Source organism: Caballeronia sp. BR00000012568055 (genome assembly GCF_029439455.1).
Taxonomy (GTDB): Bacteria; Pseudomonadota; Gammaproteobacteria; order Burkholderiales; family Burkholderiaceae; genus Caballeronia.
In genome coordinates, this window is record NZ_JAQFVG010000001.1 from 18497 (window position 1) to 34751 (window position 16255).

13 protein-coding genes are annotated in these 16255 nt (G+C 60.7%); 9 read left to right on the plus strand and 4 right to left on the minus strand.

Features of this window, described 5'->3' with window-relative positions:
- Positions 1–73: 73 nt before the first annotated feature.
- The 3 genes from P7F28_RS00085 to P7F28_RS00095 all read left to right on the plus strand — a co-directional run bounded on the left by P7F28_RS00085 (position 74) and on the right by P7F28_RS00095 (position 4313).
- Positions 74–1045 (plus strand): threo-3-hydroxy-L-aspartate ammonia-lyase, encoded by a 972-nt coding sequence (locus P7F28_RS00085; RefSeq protein ID WP_277182239.1) that lies wholly within the window; start codon positions 74–76, stop codon positions 1043–1045.
- Between the two features lie 446 nt (positions 1046–1491).
- Positions 1492–3561 (plus strand): DNA-binding protein, encoded by a 2070-nt coding sequence (locus tag P7F28_RS00090; protein WP_277182240.1) that lies wholly within the window; start codon positions 1492–1494, stop codon positions 3559–3561.
- 230 nt (positions 3562–3791) lie between these two features.
- Positions 3792–4313 carry a hypothetical protein gene (locus tag P7F28_RS00095; protein WP_277182241.1) on the plus strand — a complete coding sequence of 174 codons (522 nt, stop codon included), beginning with the start codon at positions 3792–3794 and terminating at the stop codon, positions 4311–4313.
- On the opposite strand, the gene P7F28_RS00100 is transcribed toward P7F28_RS00095, so the two are convergent.
- Positions 4314–5090, minus strand: coding sequence for an NAD(P)H-dependent oxidoreductase (locus P7F28_RS00100; RefSeq protein WP_277182242.1), 777 nt, complete (start codon positions 5088–5090; stop codon positions 4314–4316).
- Positions 5091–5184: 94 nt separating this feature from the next.
- Between P7F28_RS00100 and P7F28_RS00105 the strand changes: the two genes are divergently transcribed.
- Positions 5185–6081, plus strand: a complete 897-nt coding sequence (locus tag P7F28_RS00105; protein ID WP_277182243.1) for a LysR family transcriptional regulator — start codon at positions 5185–5187, stop codon at positions 6079–6081.
- Here the strand turns inward: P7F28_RS00105 and P7F28_RS00110 are convergent.
- Complete coding sequence (locus tag P7F28_RS00110) at positions 6062–7681, minus strand: acyl-CoA synthetase (protein ID WP_277182244.1); 1620 nt, start codon at positions 7679–7681, stop codon at positions 6062–6064. The two genes, P7F28_RS00105 and P7F28_RS00110, sit on opposite strands and share 20 nt — an antisense overlap.
- A 70-nt stretch (positions 7682–7751) precedes the next feature.
- On the minus strand, positions 7752–8477 hold the full coding sequence (locus P7F28_RS00115) for a GntR family transcriptional regulator (protein ID WP_277182245.1): 726 nt from the start codon (positions 8475–8477) through the stop codon (positions 7752–7754).
- Between the two features lie 422 nt (positions 8478–8899).
- On the opposite strand from P7F28_RS00115, the gene P7F28_RS00120 reads away from it, so the two are divergent.
- The 5 genes from P7F28_RS00120 to P7F28_RS00140 all read left to right on the plus strand — a co-directional run bounded on the left by P7F28_RS00120 (position 8900) and on the right by P7F28_RS00140 (position 14910).
- On the plus strand, positions 8900–10249 hold the full coding sequence (locus P7F28_RS00120) for a gluconate:H+ symporter (protein ID WP_277182246.1): 1350 nt from the start codon (positions 8900–8902) through the stop codon (positions 10247–10249).
- Positions 10250–10279: 30 nt separating this feature from the next.
- On the plus strand, positions 10280–11653 hold the full coding sequence (locus tag P7F28_RS00125) for an NAD(P)H-dependent oxidoreductase (protein ID WP_277182247.1): 1374 nt from the start codon (positions 10280–10282) through the stop codon (positions 11651–11653).
- Between the two features lie 24 nt (positions 11654–11677).
- The gene (locus tag P7F28_RS00130; RefSeq protein WP_277182248.1) at positions 11678–12598 is read left to right on the plus strand and encodes an amidohydrolase; all 921 of its coding nucleotides are present in this window, start codon (positions 11678–11680) and stop codon (positions 12596–12598) included.
- 19 nt (positions 12599–12617) lie between these two features.
- Positions 12618–13916: an MFS transporter gene (locus P7F28_RS00135; protein ID WP_277182249.1), complete on the plus strand. Its 1299-nt coding sequence runs from the start codon at positions 12618–12620 to the stop codon at positions 13914–13916.
- Between the two features lie 82 nt (positions 13917–13998).
- Entirely contained in the window at positions 13999–14910 is a 912-nt protein-coding gene (locus P7F28_RS00140; protein WP_277182250.1) for a LysR family transcriptional regulator, read from the plus strand.
- 2 nt (positions 14911–14912) lie between these two features.
- Here the strand turns inward: P7F28_RS00140 and P7F28_RS00145 are convergent, their stop codons facing one another.
- Entirely contained in the window at positions 14913–16220 is a 1308-nt protein-coding gene (locus P7F28_RS00145; protein ID WP_277182251.1) for an MFS transporter, read from the minus strand.
- Positions 16221–16255: the final 35 nt, after the last annotated feature.

Here is a 16255-nt window from a genome sequence, read left to right on the forward strand (position 1 = left end):
AGACGAAAAGTATTGACATAGACGATTTGTCCAAACACACTTCTTCCGTAGCTTCTTGAAAACCAACGCCGCCATGACCGATCTCACTTTGCCCACTTTCGACGACGTTCTCGCCGCCGCCCGCCGTATCGACGGATTCGCGCATCGCACGCCGGTGCTGACTTCGCGCACGGTAAACGAGATGCTCGGCGCGCAGGTGTTCTTCAAGGCCGAAAACCTTCAGCGCATGGGCGCGTTCAAGTTCCGCGGCGCTTTCAACGCGCTGTCGAAGTTCGACGATGGCCAGCGCAAACGCGGCGTGGTGGCGTTTTCGTCGGGCAACCATGCGCAGGCTATCGCGCTGTCGGCGCAATTGCTGGGCATGCCCGCCACCATCGTCATGCCGCACGACGCACCCGCCATGAAGATCGCCGCGACGCGCGGTTATGGCGGCAATGTGGTGCTGTACGACCGCTATAAGGAAGATCGCGAGCAGATCGGCCGAAAACTGGCCGACGAGCAAGGTCTTACGCTGATTCCGCCGTACGACCATCCGGACGTGATCGCGGGCCAGGGCACCGCAGCGAAGGAATTGTTCGATGAAGTCGGCCCGCTCGATGCGTTCTTCGTGCCGCTCGGCGGTGGCGGGCTGATGTCGGGATCGGCGCTGTCCACGCGGGCGTTGTCGCCGGACTGCAAGCTGTACGCGGTCGAGCCGGAAGCGGGCAACGACGGCCAGCAATCATTCCGCTCGGGCAGCATCGTGCGGATCGACACGCCGAAAACCATTGCCGATGGCGCGCAGACGCAGTATCTCGGCAACATCACCTTTCCGATCATCCGCCGCGACGTGGACGACGTGCTCACCGCCAGCGATTCCGAATTGATCGACTGCATGCGCTTTTTCGCAGCGCGCATGAAGATGATCGTCGAACCGACCGGCTGCCTGAGTTTTGCGGCGCTGCGCCAGATGAAGGCGCAGGTGGCAGGCAAACGCGTCGGCGTGCTGATCAGTGGCGGCAATGTGGATATCCAGCGTTTCGCGGAGCTGGTTGCATCGAACTGAACGGCTTGTCTGCAGCAGGCGCGGCCCGGAAGCCGCATCGCCTTCGGGCGATGCGGCTTTTGGCATGTGCGCGCGCATTGCTTCGAAATTCGCGTTGACGGGCTTCGAAACAGCCAATTTCGAATAATCGCGGCGCTTTCCATAGTTAAAAGCACGCGAGATTCATTTAATCTGCTTCGCGCGGGTCTAAACTCCAACTGTGAATTTGATGTGAAAGCGTCAAATCCTGCCGGATTGCGTGCCCAAGCTTATCCCTTCAACGAATATAATCTGCGGACGAAAAATGTTCCAAACTGGATAAGCGCGTTCGACTCACTCGTGACGTCTCATCCGGCATGTGCATTGCACGCCTGTAACGGGATGCGGCCATGAACGTGGTAATAGGCGGCGGAATGACGTCTCCGGAAAATCATTTTTCGCCTGGCTGAATTGAATATGAGGCATATATGGCCGCGAACGCAGAAAACATAACCGACGAAGAAATCGCCTCCATTGCGGAGCGCATGAGCAGTGAAGGCCGACCCGTCTCTCCCGTCGCGGTTTGGTCGGAATTGCGGCGCGGCTCGGTCGTCGAGATCGCCGCTGGCCTGCAACGCTGGCGCGACGCGCGCCAACCCGATGCACCCGCCGTCTCCGTCAACGCGGCGCTGCCGCATGAACTGGGCGAATCCGTGTTGAGCGTGGCGCAACGGCTGTGGGTCGTCGCGCGCGAGGAAACCGACAAGGCGCATAGCCAGCGCGCAAGCGTGGTCAATCAACGCCTGAGCGCGGCGCTTGCGGATCGCGACGAAGCGCTCGCCGAGTTCCAGAAGGCCGAGGCGCAGGCGGGCGCGGAGCGTCGGCAATTGAACGACTTGCAGGGCGAATTGCGCGCCGCGGCTGACGACGCCGCGCGTCTGCGTGAAGAACTCGCGGCAGCCAATGACCGCGCCGAGCGTACTCAGGCGCTGGTCGGCGAGATGATGCAGCACGCATCGGTCGAAGAAGACAAGCTCAAGAATGCGCTGGCTTCGCTCGACGAGCAACGCCGCGCGCACGAAGCGATGAGCGCGGAACTGGCGTTCAAGCACGAAGACAACGCGCGCATTCAGCAGGAACATGAGCGGGCGCAGCAGGAACATCAGCAGGTTCAGCAGGATTTCCAGCGCGTTCAGCAGGATCATGAGCAGGCGCGTCAGGAAATCGCGCGGCTGACGCAGGACGTTCAGGCCAAGACCAGCGAAGCCGATCAGCGCGCACAGGATCTGAACGCGATCCAGGCGCGCGCGGATGCCGCAGCCGCCGAAGCGAGCCAGCATGCATCGCATATTGCGGAATTGCAGGGCGAACTCGACGAAACGCGCAATACGCTGGAATCGGAGCGCAGCGCCACGGCTGCGCGCGCAAGCGAACACCTCGCTCAGCACGACGACCTTCAGCGCGTGACCCGCGAATTCGACGAAGCCCGCGCGCAACTCGAAATCCTCAATGACGAGAAAGCCGCCGCCAACGAAGAACTGGCGTGGATGAAGCAGGACACATCGGCGGCGCGTCAGGAAAGCACGGCGGCGCGCGAGCGTGTCACGCAACTGGAAAAGGAACTCGAAGCGCGCGATCAGGCGCATTCCGCCGTGCAAAGCGATGTGGCGCGGCTGACGCACGAGCTGAGCGCAGCGCAGGAACGTTCGTCGCATCTGGAAAGTCGCCTGTCCGAACACGGCCAGACCGATGCCAATTCGCAGGCGGAAATCGCGCGCTTGTCGCAGGAGTTGAATGCTGCGCGTGAACACGCCACGCAACTCGATCAGCAATTGAACGAGCGCACTCACAGCGACGCCTCCGCGCAGTCCGAGCTTGCCTCGGCGCGCGAACGTTTGGCGCAGCTCGAACAGCAGTTGGATCAGCAGCGTGCCGAACGCGCGCAGATCGAAAGCGCTGCGCAGGCCGAGCTTGCCGCCGCCCGCGATCGTGCCACGCAACTGGAGCATCAACTGGCCGAACGCGGTCAGGGCGACGCCGCCGCGCAAGCCGAACTCGCGCGTCTGTCGGAAGAAGCGAAGGCGGCGCGCGAACAGGCCACGCAGCTTCAGCAGCAACTGGCGCAGCGCGATCGCGACGATGCGGCATCGCGGGAAACGCGGCGTGTGCAGGAGCAGGCGCTTCAGTCGCGCGTGTCGGCGGGTGAGCAGGAAGTCGGCAACTTGCAGCGCCAGATCGCCAATCAGGCGAAGACGCACGCCAAGGCTTACGACGAGCTTCGCACCAACGCCGAACAGTGGGTCACGTACGCGAAGGATCTCAAGCAGCGCCTGGATATCGCCAACGAAAAGATGGTGTTTATCGACGCGCGCAGCACCGGCGAAGTGGCCTTGCTGCGTCGTTTGGCGTCCGAACTGGAGCGTCTGAAGCCCGATCACGAACTTGTGTTCCGCGAGGCGCAGCAAAAGCTGATCGGCGACAAGATGACTCAGCAGTTGGCGCAGAAGGGTTATCGCTACGATCCGGCTACGGCGGTGATGACCAAGATCGAAGGATAAATTCCGGTCGATAAATGGCGGACGTGCAAGGCGTCCGCCATTCGAATGTGTTGTCGTGGTATCTGATTTATTTATTGCCCGTTTGCGGTTTTTTAGCGGCGCATCGCTTTGAACGCCTGCTTTACGGCGTTTTTTCTGTGGTTCTCCTATCGTTTACCCATGCTTTGGGCGGCGCTGAACGCCGCCTATCGTGCGTCATCGAAAACACACCAAAACACGGAGACGCGAACATGGGAAGCAATCCGCAACTGAGCCGCAGCCATTTTCCCGATGCTTCCGCATCACGTAGCAATATGCGGCTGGTCTTGCGCGCGGGCGTGGCGGGCGGGCTCGCGGGCGCGGTCATCATCTGGATATACGAGGCGTTGATCTGGGTCGGCGCGCAACATTTGATGCCGCTCGCGGGCATTCCGCGCAACGCTACCGGACTCGTGTTCGGCAAGGCGTTTCAGGAAGCCATCGGCATCTGGGCGTATGTGCTCGGCACCGGCATTCACTTCGTATTCGCGATCGGCTGGGGCGTGTTGTTCGCGCTGATCTGGCCGCATTTCCGCCGACGCGGCTACGAGGCGACGTTTATCGCACTGTTCTATGCGATCTTTGCGTGGATCGTGATGCACGTGGCGATCATGATCGCGTCGACGAATCATCCGGACTATTTCGATCCGGTCGTCATCATCGGCGGATTCATGTCGCACTTTTGCTTTACGGTGCCGCTTGCGTTGATCGTCAAGCGGGTGATGCGCGTTTGATCATGCAATATGCGATGCAAAGCCCGATTCGCCTTCTGACAGTTCATCGCGCAAGGTGAGTGCGGGAATCAGATAATCTCCCGCATTCTGCCTGCGATACGCAATCGGCGTGGTCTCCCACAACGAATCGAGTCGTTGTCCGAACGATTCCTGAATATGCTGCACGCGTGCATCGTTCATGCGTGAAGTCTGATACAGCACGTAAGGCGGCAGCACGTCGAAGCCCGGATAGAACAGCATGCCGTGCTGAATGTGGAAAAGCACATCGTCGATCGGACCGTTGATGCCGCGCGGCGCATAGTGCGATTCCCATCCGCCCGTGGTCGTCACGATCATCGCGCGCTTGCCCTTCATCATGCCTTCGCCGTAACGGTCGCCCCAGTGCGTTTCCGAGTGCTCGCCCACGCCGTAACCGAAGCCGTACGCATAGACGCGTTCGACCCAGCCCTTCATGATCGCGGGCATGGAAAACCACCACATCGGGAATTGCAGGATCAGCGCGTCGGCCCAGCGCAGCTTGTCCTGTTCGATTTCGATATCGCGGCTTTGCAAGCCGTTTTCGAACGCGTGCTTCGAATCAAGACTCGCGTGAAAAGGCGTCTCGGCGGCGCGCTCGCGCACGTCGCGCACATCGAGCGTGGCCTTCCAGTTTATCGCATATAAATCCGACACCTGCACCGTGTGGCCGTTCGCGCGCAGACGTTCGACGGCGAAGTCGTTGAGCATGCCGTTCAGCGAGCGGCGTTCGGGATGGGCGTAGACAATCAGTACGTTCATGCTTGCTTCTCCAGTTCAATCGGCTTTGAGTGGAGGCAGAGTAGAACGCATCGCGGTATATTGGAAATGAATATCCAATATCGCAGGCATTACGATGAATAATATCTTGCGTCGGCTCGACATGAACCTGCTTGTCACGCTCGATGTATTGCTGGCCGAGCAGAACGTCACGCGCGCAGCGGAGCGATTGCATTTCTCGCAGCCATCGGTAAGCGTGCATCTGGCGAAACTGCGCGATATCTTCGGCGATCCTTTGCTGCTGCCCGGCCCGCGCGGCATGCGTCCGACCGCGCGCGGCGAAAGCCTGCGCGAACCATTGCGCGATGCACTCGCGGCACTCGCGCTCGCGGTATCGCCCGAAGCCGCGTTCGATCCGGCCACGGCCACGCAAACCTGGCGCATCGCGGCGACCGACTACAGCGAAACCACCGTGCTGATGCCTGCGCTGAATCGACTGCGTGCGGAGGCGCCGAATACGCGCGTCGCGGTGTTGGAAATGTCACCGTCGCGCACGGCGAAGCAAGCGGAGCAGGGCGAAATCGATCTCGCCTTCCACACGCTCGACGATACGCCGCCCGATCTGCATCACCGTCCGCTGTTCAAGGAAACGTACGTGCTGGTCGGGCGGCGCGATCATCCGAAACTGAAGCGCAAGCCGACGCTCGCGCAATTTCAGGCGCTGGAGCATGTGATCGTGTCACCGGACGGCGGCGGTTTTTTCGGACCCACCGATCAGGCGCTGGCCGAGCGAGGCATGACGCGGCGCGTGGTGTTATCGGTGCCGCATTTTCTGTTTATGCGCTCGCTGATCGAACAGACTGATCTGGTCGGCATGTTGCCCGCGCGGCTGGTTGGTGACCGCGCATCGTTAAGCGTCGTGCAGCCGCCCGTGGATGTTACGGGCTACGAAATGACGATGGTGTGGCACGAACGCGTGCATCGCGATCCGGGCCACATGTGGTTGCGCGAGTTCATTGCGTCGGCGGTGTGAATGTCGCGCGCAGGCTTTTGCGGATGACTTTGCCGGTGGCGGTCATCGGTAGTTCATCGACGAATTTCACTTCGCGCGGATATTCATGCGCCGCGAGCCGCGTGCGTACATGTTCCTGCAATTCGCGCACGAGTGCATCGCTCGGTGCGAAGCCTTCGTTGAGCACGACGACCGCGCAGACGATCTCCGTGCGCCGCTCGTCCGGCACACCGATCGCCGCCGCGATCCGAACCGCCGGATGCCGGATCAGACAGTCTTCGATCGGCCCCGGACCGATGCGATACCCCGCGCTGGTAATCACATCGTCGTCGCGGCCGATGAAGCGGAAAAAGCCGTCTTCGTCTAGCACGCCGAGATCGCCCGTCAGCAAATAGTCGCCGCGAAACTTGGCTGCGGTGGCTGCTTCGTCGTGCCAGTAGCCGAGGAACATCACCGGATCGGGCGAGCGGATCGCGATATGGCCTTGCGTGCCATTCGATACAGGCACGCCATCATCATCGACCACGGCGACGCGATGCCCCGGCACTGCACGTCCGATACACCCATTGCGCGGCTCGAACCATTTCGCGCACGAGGACAGCACCATGTTGCATTCGGTCTGTCCGTAAAACTCGTTGATGGTCACGCCCAGATGCGCGCGTCCCCACGACAGCAACTCCGCCCCGAGCGATTCCCCGCCGCTCGCCACCGACTTCAACGCAAGCCTGTGCGGTTTGGCAGAAGCGGTCGCACGCATCATCTTCAGCGCGGTCGGCGGCAGAAATGTATGCGTGATTTGATGGCGTTCGAGCAAATCGAAGGCGGCGTCGCCATCGAATTTATCGAAGCGGCGCGCGAGCACCGGCACGCCGTGATGCCATGAAGGCAGCAGCACATCGAGCAGACCGCCAATCCACGCCCAGTCGGCGGGCGTCCACATCAGCGCGGCATCGAGCGGAAAGCATTGTTGCGACATCTCAACACCCGGCAAATGCCCGAGCAGTACGCGATGTCCGTGCAACGCGCCCTTCGGTTTGCCCGTGGTGCCCGATGTGTAGATGATGACGGCGGGATCGTCGGCGGCGGTGTCGATCAGCGTGGGTTCGTCGGAGGCCTGGTCGATGGCGGGCCAGAAGTTTTCATCGCTCGAAAAGACGTGGTGCAGCTCAGGCAGACTCGCAGGCAGACGGTCGCGAATCGAAGCGATTTTCTCCGCGCCTTCCGCGTCCGTCACGACGACCGATGCGCCCGAATGCGCGAGGCGAAACTCGATCGCATCGATCCCGAACAGCGCGAACAAGGGCACCGCCACGCAGCCCATCCGATACGCCGCCAGATGCGCGACCGCCGCTTCCACCGATTGCCGCACGAAGATCGCGACGCGTTCGCCGCGCTGCACGCCGCGTGCGCGCAGCGCATTGGCGAAGCGGTTGGAGAGGCGTTGCAGGTCATCGAACGAATAGCGCGTGGTTGAACCGTCGCGCGCTTCGACGATCAGCGCGAGACGGTTCGAGCCATCGGCCCACTTGTCGCAGACGTCCTGCGCGATGTTGTAGCGCGCGGGAATGTCCCACGCGAACTGCGATTCAACGGCTTCGTAAGTGTCACCCGACGGCAGCATGAGCGTTCCGCATAGAGATGGATCGAACGATCATACGCGGGGCGCGCGGCGGGCTGTATCGGGAAAGACGTTACAGCGCGGACTCTTTCACTTCGCTGTTATCGCGCGCTTTTTCAGGCGTGATCTGCTCCCATGTGCTGTGTACATGACGCCGCAGAAAATCGCCGAGACCCGTGCCATTGCGTGCCGACAGCAAGTCGATGATGACCTCGTGTTCGTCGATGGCCGTATGCCACGTCTCCGACGTCACGCTGCCCTGAAAGCGATAGCGATACAACTGCCGGTTCAGCCGCTCATGCACCTGAATCAGCGTCACGTTCTTGGACGACGCGATGATGCTCGCGTGAATCGCCTGGTTGAGCCTGAAGTAATTCAGCCGGTCGCGCCGCTCGTAGGCCGCGTGCATTTCATGATGCAGCGCGCGGATTTCGGCGATTTCCTGATCCGTCGCGCGCTTGCACGCTTCCTCGCCGCCAAACGCTTCGATCACGCCGAGCACATCGAGCTTTTCGCCGATCGCCGCGACGGATAAATCCGCGACCACTGCGCCGCGTTTCGGCAGCACGACGACGAGGCCATCGCCCGCCAGTTCCTTGAGCGCCTCGCGCAGCGGCGTGCGCGAGACATCGAGCCGTTCGGCCAGCGTGCGTTCGCGCAGGCGTTCGCCGGGCTTCAGTTCGTCGGTGGCGATCATCGTGCGCAGACGCTGGGCGATCTGCATCGACAGGAGCGCTTCGGCTGCTTCGCCCGCTTCGGCAACGTCATCGCGCTCGATGTCGTCTTCTGGATCTCTCATGCTTCCGTTCTCATTTTTTTGACTAACTTTTACCGTTCCACCGTTTGCGGCATCCGGTATGCCACTTTACCAGCGATCACGGCGCGGCTCAGTGCTTTCCCGCCAATGTTCGACGCCGCACTTGACGGCTTACGCCCTTCATCTTAAATTTCGGTATACCAGATTCGAAAAACGATCGTCCGATGGTACACGTATCGGATGAAATTCATAAGAACACACGCGGAGACTGCCATGCGACTCTTTTCGAAACTGCCGTGATTACGCGGGCTTAGGGCCGAAAGAACGCTCAAAAGCACGAACCGGGCAGTGCACCGGTGACATCGGCTGATCGATAGTCAATCCGGTATACCACTTGGTTTCTCCATACAAATTCCGCCATCTGCGCGGAATTCGCACGAACCGCACCGAACGTACGATTTGCCATGTCGCCATCGCTTTATCCGCTGATCGCACCCGTTATCGCGATCGTTTTGCTGGTGCTGCTGATCACCAAGGTCAAGCTGCATCCGTTCCTCGCGTTGATCATCACGTCGGGTTTTCTGGGTTGCGCGGCGGGACTCGCGCCGACGGCCGTCGTCAAGAGCTTCGAAAAGGGCTTTGGCGGGATTCTCAGTTCCGTAGGTCTCGTGGTCGGGCTCGGCACGATGCTGGGCGGTCTGCTGCTCGAATCAGGCGGCGCGGATCGCATTGCCAATGCGTTTATCGGCCTGGGTTCCAAGCGCTGGATTCCGGCGGCGATCTGCGCGGCGTCGCTGCTGATCGGCTTGCCGCATTTGTTCGATGTGTCCTTCGTGATGCTGGTGCCGCTGGTCTATGCCATCGCGCATCGCACGAAAAGTCCGCTGATGATGGTCGGCATTCCGATGGCGGCGGGCCTGTATGTATCGCACGGTCTGCTGCCGCCGCATCCGTCGCCGACGCTGGCGCTCGCCGCGCTCCACGCCGATGCCGGCCGCACGATTTTCTACGGCCTGCTGGTCGCCATTCCGATGGCGATTCTTTCGGGGCCTTTGTTCACCGCGTTTGCGATGCGCTTTCTTCCGGTCACGCCGGGCGAGGGTCTTTATTCACCCGCCGTCGCGGATAAAAAAGAGCAACGCCAGTCGCCGCCGCTCGGTCTCGTGCTCGTGACCGTCCTGCTGCCGCCCGTGCTGATGATGCTGCGCACCTTCGGCCGCAACTACGCGCCTACCGGCACGCCGCTGCGCGAGTTCCTCGAAACCGTCGGTGATCCGATCGTCTCGCTGCTGATCGCCGTGCTGTTCGCGATCTGGTCGCTCGGCGTCAAAAGCGGCCTCACGCTGCCGCAGATTCAGAAGCTACTGGGCAAGAGCGTCGCGCCCGCTGCTGCCGTGATCCTGATTCTCGGCGCGGGCGGCGGCCTCAAGGAAATGCTGATGGCTACGCATATCGGCGAAAACATCGCGCACTGGGCGGCGCATTGGTCGATCTCGCCGCTGGTGCTCGGCTGGGCGGTCGCGGCGCTGATCCGCATCGCCATCGGTTCGGCGACGGTGGCGACCGCAGCGGCTGCGGGCATCGTCGCGCCGATCGCTGCGGCGACACCGGGCGTGAACATCGAATTGCTGGTGCTCGCCGTGAGTTCGGGCGGGCTGATGCTCTCGCATCTCAACGACTCGGGCTTCTGGCTCTTCAAGGAATATTTCCGGCTTTCCGTCGGCGACACGCTGAAGACGTGGACCTTGCTGGTTTCGTTTCAGTCGATCGTCGCGCTGGTGATGATTCTGCTCATCAACGCTTTTATCGGCTGACCCCGCCGACTTCATAACCAAGACTTTGCTATGAACTACGAACATCTTTTCAACGCGCTCGGCGAACGCACGATCCGCATGGCGCTGGTTGGTCCGAAGGGCGGTTTCGGCCGCTCGCTGCTGGTGCAATGCCGGGCGCTCGCGAGCATTGACATTGCTGCGCTGTGCGATATCGATATCGACGGCACGCTGGCCGTTCTGGCTTCGCTCGGCTTCGCTGCGAATGCCACGCGCGTCTGCGAAACCGCCGACGATGTGCGCAACGCGCGCGCCGAAGGCGTCACGGTGCTGGTGAAGGATCACACGCTGCTCAAGCACGTGGAACTGGATATCGTCGTCGAAGCAACCGGCTTGCCGGAAGTGAGCGTGCAGATTGCGCAAAACGCGCTGGAACGTGGCGTGCACGTGGCGATGGCGACCAAGGAAACCGATTCGGTCGCGGGTCCGTATCTCAATCGGCTCGCCAAGGAAAACGGCGTGGTCTACACCACGCCCGACGGCGATCAGCCGAGCAATCTGATCGGCCTCGTGACATGGGCGCGTGTGCTCGGCTTCGAAGTGATCGTGGCGGGCAAGTCGAGCGAGTACGATTTCATCTACGATACCGGCGCGCGTAGCATCGACTATCTCGATCAGCGTCATGAGGTTTCGCTCGACGCTTGCTGGACCCTCGGCGATGATGTCGCCGCGACGCTCGAAGCACGCCGCAAGGCTTTGTCGATGCTGCCGCAAAGCGCCACGCCCGATTACTGCGAGATGAACGTGGTCGCCAACTCGACCGGCTTCATTCCCGCGACCGACGCGCTGAACTACCCGCTCGCGCGCATCAGCGAACTGGCAGACATCTTCATTCCGAAGGAAGACGGCGGCATTCTGGAGCGCACCGGCGTGGTCGATGTGTTCAACTGCCTGCGTCGTCCGGACGATGTCAGCTTCGGCGGCGGCGTGTTCGTGATCGTGCGATGCAAGGATGACGAGACGTGGCAGCTTTTGAAACAGAAGGGGCATATCGTCGGCAAGAACGGACGCTATGCGTGCATCTATCTGCCGTATCACCTGATGGGCCTGGAAACGCCGATGAGTATTTTCTCGGCCGTGCTGCTCGATCAGCCGACCGGACACGCGGCGCAGCGTCCGTATGCACGCATGGTGGCGCGCGTCGAGCGCGACTTCAAGGCGGGAGAGACACTGAAAATGGGCGGGCATCATCACACCATCGAAGGCGTGAAGCCGTTGTTGATCGAAACGGGCAAGGCGGTGGCATCGGGCGCGGCGCCGTTCTATCTCGCGGCCAACAAGCGCTTGCTGGCCGATGTGAAGCAAGGCAGCCTCGTGCCGCTGGATGTGCTCGATCTCGACGGCTCGGCGCTGTACGAAGCATGGCAGAACAACCCGTCGCACTAAGCTAAGCAAGACGCAGGAGACACGATGTCGAACAACCCGCTGGGCTTCACGCTGCCGATTCTGGACGCGCATCATCATTTCTGGGATCTGTCGAACGGCCACTTTCCATGGCTGACCGACGAATACGACGATACGTTCTTTCTCGGCGACTATCGGCGGATGTGCAAGGATTTTCTGCCGCCGCAGTATCGCGAGGCGACGGCCGGCTATAACGTGATCGGCACGGTGCACGTGGAAGCGGAACGCTCGCGCAAGCAGCAAGTGCGCGAAACGGACTGGCTTACCGATCTGAACGTAAAGACCGGCTTGCCGAGCGCGATCGTCGGTCATGTGTTTTTCGTACAGCCCGATTGCGATGAAGTCCTCGCGGGCCACGCGAAAAGTCCGCTTGCGCGCGGCGTGCGCTCGAAACCGGAAATCTCCAGTGGTCCGAACGATTCCGTCAAAGGCCAACCGGGCACGATGCAGGACGACAAGTGGCTGCAAGGTCTCGCCTTGCTCGCCAAATACGGCTTTTCGTGGGATTTGCGCGTGCCGTACTGGCATCTGGAGGAAGCGACGGAGGTGGCGCGCGCGTTTCCGAATACGCCTATCGTCACGAACCATCTGGGCCTGCCGCTCGATCGATCCGATGAAGGTGTGGCGATCTGGCGGCGCGGCATGGAAAAGCTCGCGGCGTGCCCGAACGTGTATCTGAAGGTATCGGAACTCGGCTTGCCGAATGGCACGTGGGACAGCGCGAGCAATCGTCGCGTGATCCGCGAGGCGGTCGATCTGTTCGGCTATGAGCGCTGCATGTTCGCGAGCAATTTGCCGGTCGGGAATCTCTCGGCGACGTTCACGGAAATCGTCGCGGATGTATTGGGCGCACTGCCGCAGGCGAGCGAAAGCGAACTGCGCGCTTTATTCGAAGGCACGGCGCGGCGTTTCTATCGCGTCGAATAAAACATACAGGGGAGGAGACATGCAAACCAATATCGATGAAAACAAGCTCTTCAGAAAGATCTCCGTGCGAATCTTGCCGGTGCTGATGCTGGGCTTTTTCTTTTCTTATCTGAACCGCGTGAACGTGGGTTTCGCCAAGCTGCAAATGGCGAGCGATCTGCATTTCAGCGATGCCGTCTATGGCTTTGGCGCGGGGATTTTCTTTCTCGGGTACTTTTTGTTGGAAGTGCCAAGTAACGTTATTTTGCATCGCGTGGGCGCGCGGCGATGGATTGCGCGGATCATGATGACGTGGGGCATTCTGTCGTGCGCCACCATTTTCATTCGTACGCCGATGCAGTTTTATATCATGCGCTTTCTGCTCGGACTGGCAGAAGCGGGCTTTATTCCGGGCGCGATTTACTACATGAGCCAGTGGTATCCGGCGGCGCGTCGCGGGCGTGCGTGGGGCGTGTTTTATATCGCGCTGGCTTCGTCTGGTGTGATCGGCGGACTGGTGTCGGGGTCGATTCTCGGCTTCTTGTCGGGCGTGGGCGGCATGCGCGGCTGGCAATGGCTGATTCTCTGCGAAGGCATTCCGACGGTGCTGCTCGGCGTCTATATCTACTTCCGCATGAGCGAAGATATTCGCCGCGTAACGTGGCTTTCCACGGCAGAGAAAGAACATCTGAGCGCGGTGCTTGCGGCGGAAAATCGCGACAAGGTTTCGCATGGGTTTTTGCATCTGCTTGGACATGGGCGCATCTGGGCCTTGGTGCTGATCTACTTCGTCTACAACATGGGCCTGTACGCAATCAGCTTCTGGATGCCGACGCTGGTGCAGAAAATGGGCATCGCCGATGCGTTCACCATCGGTCTGCTGACCGCCGTGCCGGGTGTATGCGCGATCATCAGCATGCTGGTGTTCGGCTTCTCGGCGGATCGCCGTCGCGAGCGCAAATGGCATTTGATTGCAGCGTTCTCGATGGCCGCAGTAGGCTTTGCGCTGTGCGTGGCCTGGCAGAATCAGCCGGTGCTGGGCGTGATCGCGTTGTGTATCGCGAATATGGGCGTGTTGTCGATTCCCGCGCTGTTCTGGAGCTTGCCTACAGCGTTTCTTACCGGCGTGACCGCAGCAGCGGGGATCGCGATGATCAATTCCATCGGTAATCTGGCGGGGTTCGTATCGCCTTATATGATCGGCTATCTGAAGGATGTGACTGGGCGCACGGATACGGCGCTGTATGTCGTGGCGGCCGGATTGGTGATTGGCGCGATTGCGGTCGGATGCGTGTTGCGGGGGAAGAGTGGGATTGCGGGAGCACCGGCCCGTAGCTAACCCTCCGTGCAATCCCCGGTAGGATCGCACGCCCTCAACAGGCTACGATGCGAGCTTTACCCACGCCTCGCAGCTTGCGCATATGAAGGACGAACGCCTCACCGAAATGCGGATTTTCAAAGCCGTCGCCGAAAGCGGCGGCTTTACCGCTGCGGCGCTCGCGCTCGATCTGCAACAGCCGTACGTGAGCCGCGTGGTATCGAGTCTGGAGAAGCGGCTGGGCGTGTCGCTGCTCAGACGCTCCACGCGCAGCCTTCAGGTGACGCAGGAAGGGAATCAGTTTCTCGCGCTGTGCAAACGCATTCTCGAAGAACTCGAAACGGGTGAGGCGCAACTCTCGCGCGCCGGGCAACATATGTCGGGCGATATCCGCGTGACCGTGGCGACATCGTTTGGTATGGATCAGATCGTGCCGCTGATTCCCGCGTTCCTCGAACGCTATCCCGGTTTGCGCGTGCGTCTGTCTTTATCGGATACGTTGGCCGATATCATCGGTGAAGGATTCGATGTGGCGATCCGCATGGGAACGCTGCCGGATTCCAATCTCGTCAGCCGCAAGCTGTGTCATTTGCAGCGCGTGGTCACGGCGTCGCCTGCGTATATTGCCAAACATGGCGTGCCGTCCGTGCCCGCCGATCTCGCGCGTCATAACTGCCTGATGTGGGAGCCGCCGATGGATCATCTGAACCATTGGCCTTTCATGGTCGATGGCGAGCGCGTGTCCATGCTTATCAACGGTAACTTTCAGACCAGCAGCGGCGTGAGTTCGGTGTATATGTGTCTCGCAGGCGTGGGTATTACGCGGATGGCCGAGCATATGGTGCTGCCGTCCATCCGCAGCAATATGCTCGTGCCCTTGCTCACCGACTTCCAGCCCAGCGATGAAACCGCGATCTATGCGCTATATGCACGCGATTCCTCGCTGCATCCGCGTGTGCGTGCGTTTATCGATTACGTGACGGAGCGCTTGAGGCGGCCGCCGTGGGCCGCCTGACATCATTTCTTGTCATCGAGCGATTTCGGCAGTCGCATGGTCATGGCCGCGCCTAAGACGAGGAACGCGGAAATCACGTACATGCCGACTTCGGTGTGTCCGAGCCACACGTTCAACACGCCGACCATATACGGCGACATAAAGCCTGCGACATTGCCGACCGAATTGATGAACGCCAGCGCCGCCGCCACCGATGCACCCACGAACAAGCTCGTCGGCAAGGCCCAGAACAGCGCGATGCACGAATACACGCCTGCCGCCGCAAGCGAAAGACACGCGGTCGTGATAATCGGTCCTGCGGAAAGCCACATGCTCAACGCCAGGCCGACCGCGCCGATCACCATGAACAACGCGAAGTGAACGCGCCGCCCGCCGGTGCGATCCGCGCTGCGATTGGATACGTATAGCGCGATAGCGGCGAAAATATTTGGGATTGCAGAGAATAGACCGATCACGAACGGGTCGGCTACGCCGCTGCGCTTGATGAGCGAGGGCATCCAAAACCCCAACGCGTACAGACCCATGATGAGGCAAAAGTAGATGCCGCAAAATTCCCACAGCTTGCGATTCGAGAGAAAGCTGCGCACGCTCGAGTGATCGATCTTGCTGGCGTTTTCCGCGCGAATTTCAGCGAGTACGTGATCGCGTTCTTCAGGCGTGAGATAGCGCGATTTCGCCGGATCATCGTCGAGAAAGGCGAGCACGACGAAGGCAAGCACGATGGCCGGTATCGCTTCGATCAGAAACAGCCATTGCCACGCGGCCATATGCTCGCTGCCGGTGAACGCGTGCAGAATATAGCCCGAAATCGGCCCGCCGACGACGAACGCGAGCGGCGCGCCCATCACATAGATGGACATCGCGCGGCCGCGATAGCGTGCAGGGAACCACAGCGTCAGCAGATACATGATGGCCGGCGCGAAACCCGCTTCGGCCGCGCCCAGCAGAAAGCGCGCGATATAGAACATGGTCGGGGTTTTCACCAGCACCATCGCCGCCGAGATGATGCCCCACGTCAGCATGATGCGCGCGATCCACTTGCGCGCGCCCACGCGCCGCATCACTAAATTGCTAGGGACTTCGAAGAAGAAATAGCCGGCGAAGAAAATGCCGGAACCCAAGCCGTAGATGGCGTCGTCGAAGTGCAGGGCGTCGAGCATTTGCAGCTTGGCGAAGCCCACATTCACGCGGTCCAAATATGCTACCAGGTAGCAGATCAGCAGCAGCGGCAACAGCCGCCAGTAAGCCCGATAGTAGATGCGGCTGGCGTCGTGTTGCGCGACAGCCTCGTTGCCATATAGCGCTTCCATACGTGTCTCCGAATAGTGTTTTTATAGCGCTTATC

What these genes read in the sequence shown, in the direction of transcription:
- P7F28_RS00085 (WP_277182239.1), top strand. Translation starts at nt 74, where the DNA reads ATGACCGATCTCACTTTGCCCACTTTCGACGACGTTCTCGCCGCCGCC.
- P7F28_RS00090 (WP_277182240.1), top strand. Translation starts at nt 1,492, where the DNA reads ATGGCCGCGAACGCAGAAAACATAACCGACGAAGAAATCGCCTCCATT.
- P7F28_RS00095 (WP_277182241.1), top strand. Translation starts at nt 3,792, where the DNA reads ATGGGAAGCAATCCGCAACTGAGCCGCAGCCATTTTCCCGATGCTTCC.
- P7F28_RS00100 (WP_277182242.1), bottom strand. Translation starts at nt 5,090, where the DNA reads ATGAACGTACTGATTGTCTACGCCCATCCCGAACGCCGCTCGCTGAAC.
- P7F28_RS00105 (WP_277182243.1), top strand. Translation starts at nt 5,185, where the DNA reads ATGAATAATATCTTGCGTCGGCTCGACATGAACCTGCTTGTCACGCTC.
- P7F28_RS00110 (WP_277182244.1), bottom strand. Translation starts at nt 7,681, where the DNA reads ATGCTGCCGTCGGGTGACACTTACGAAGCCGTTGAATCGCAGTTCGCG.
- P7F28_RS00115 (WP_277182245.1), bottom strand. Translation starts at nt 8,477, where the DNA reads ATGAGAGATCCAGAAGACGACATCGAGCGCGATGACGTTGCCGAAGCG.
- P7F28_RS00120 (WP_277182246.1), top strand. Translation starts at nt 8,900, where the DNA reads ATGTCGCCATCGCTTTATCCGCTGATCGCACCCGTTATCGCGATCGTT.
- P7F28_RS00125 (WP_277182247.1), top strand. Translation starts at nt 10,280, where the DNA reads ATGAACTACGAACATCTTTTCAACGCGCTCGGCGAACGCACGATCCGC.
- P7F28_RS00130 (WP_277182248.1), top strand. Translation starts at nt 11,678, where the DNA reads ATGTCGAACAACCCGCTGGGCTTCACGCTGCCGATTCTGGACGCGCAT.
- P7F28_RS00135 (WP_277182249.1), top strand. Translation starts at nt 12,618, where the DNA reads ATGCAAACCAATATCGATGAAAACAAGCTCTTCAGAAAGATCTCCGTG.
- P7F28_RS00140 (WP_277182250.1), top strand. Translation starts at nt 13,999, where the DNA reads ATGAAGGACGAACGCCTCACCGAAATGCGGATTTTCAAAGCCGTCGCC.
- P7F28_RS00145 (WP_277182251.1), bottom strand. Translation starts at nt 16,220, where the DNA reads ATGGAAGCGCTATATGGCAACGAGGCTGTCGCGCAACACGACGCCAGC.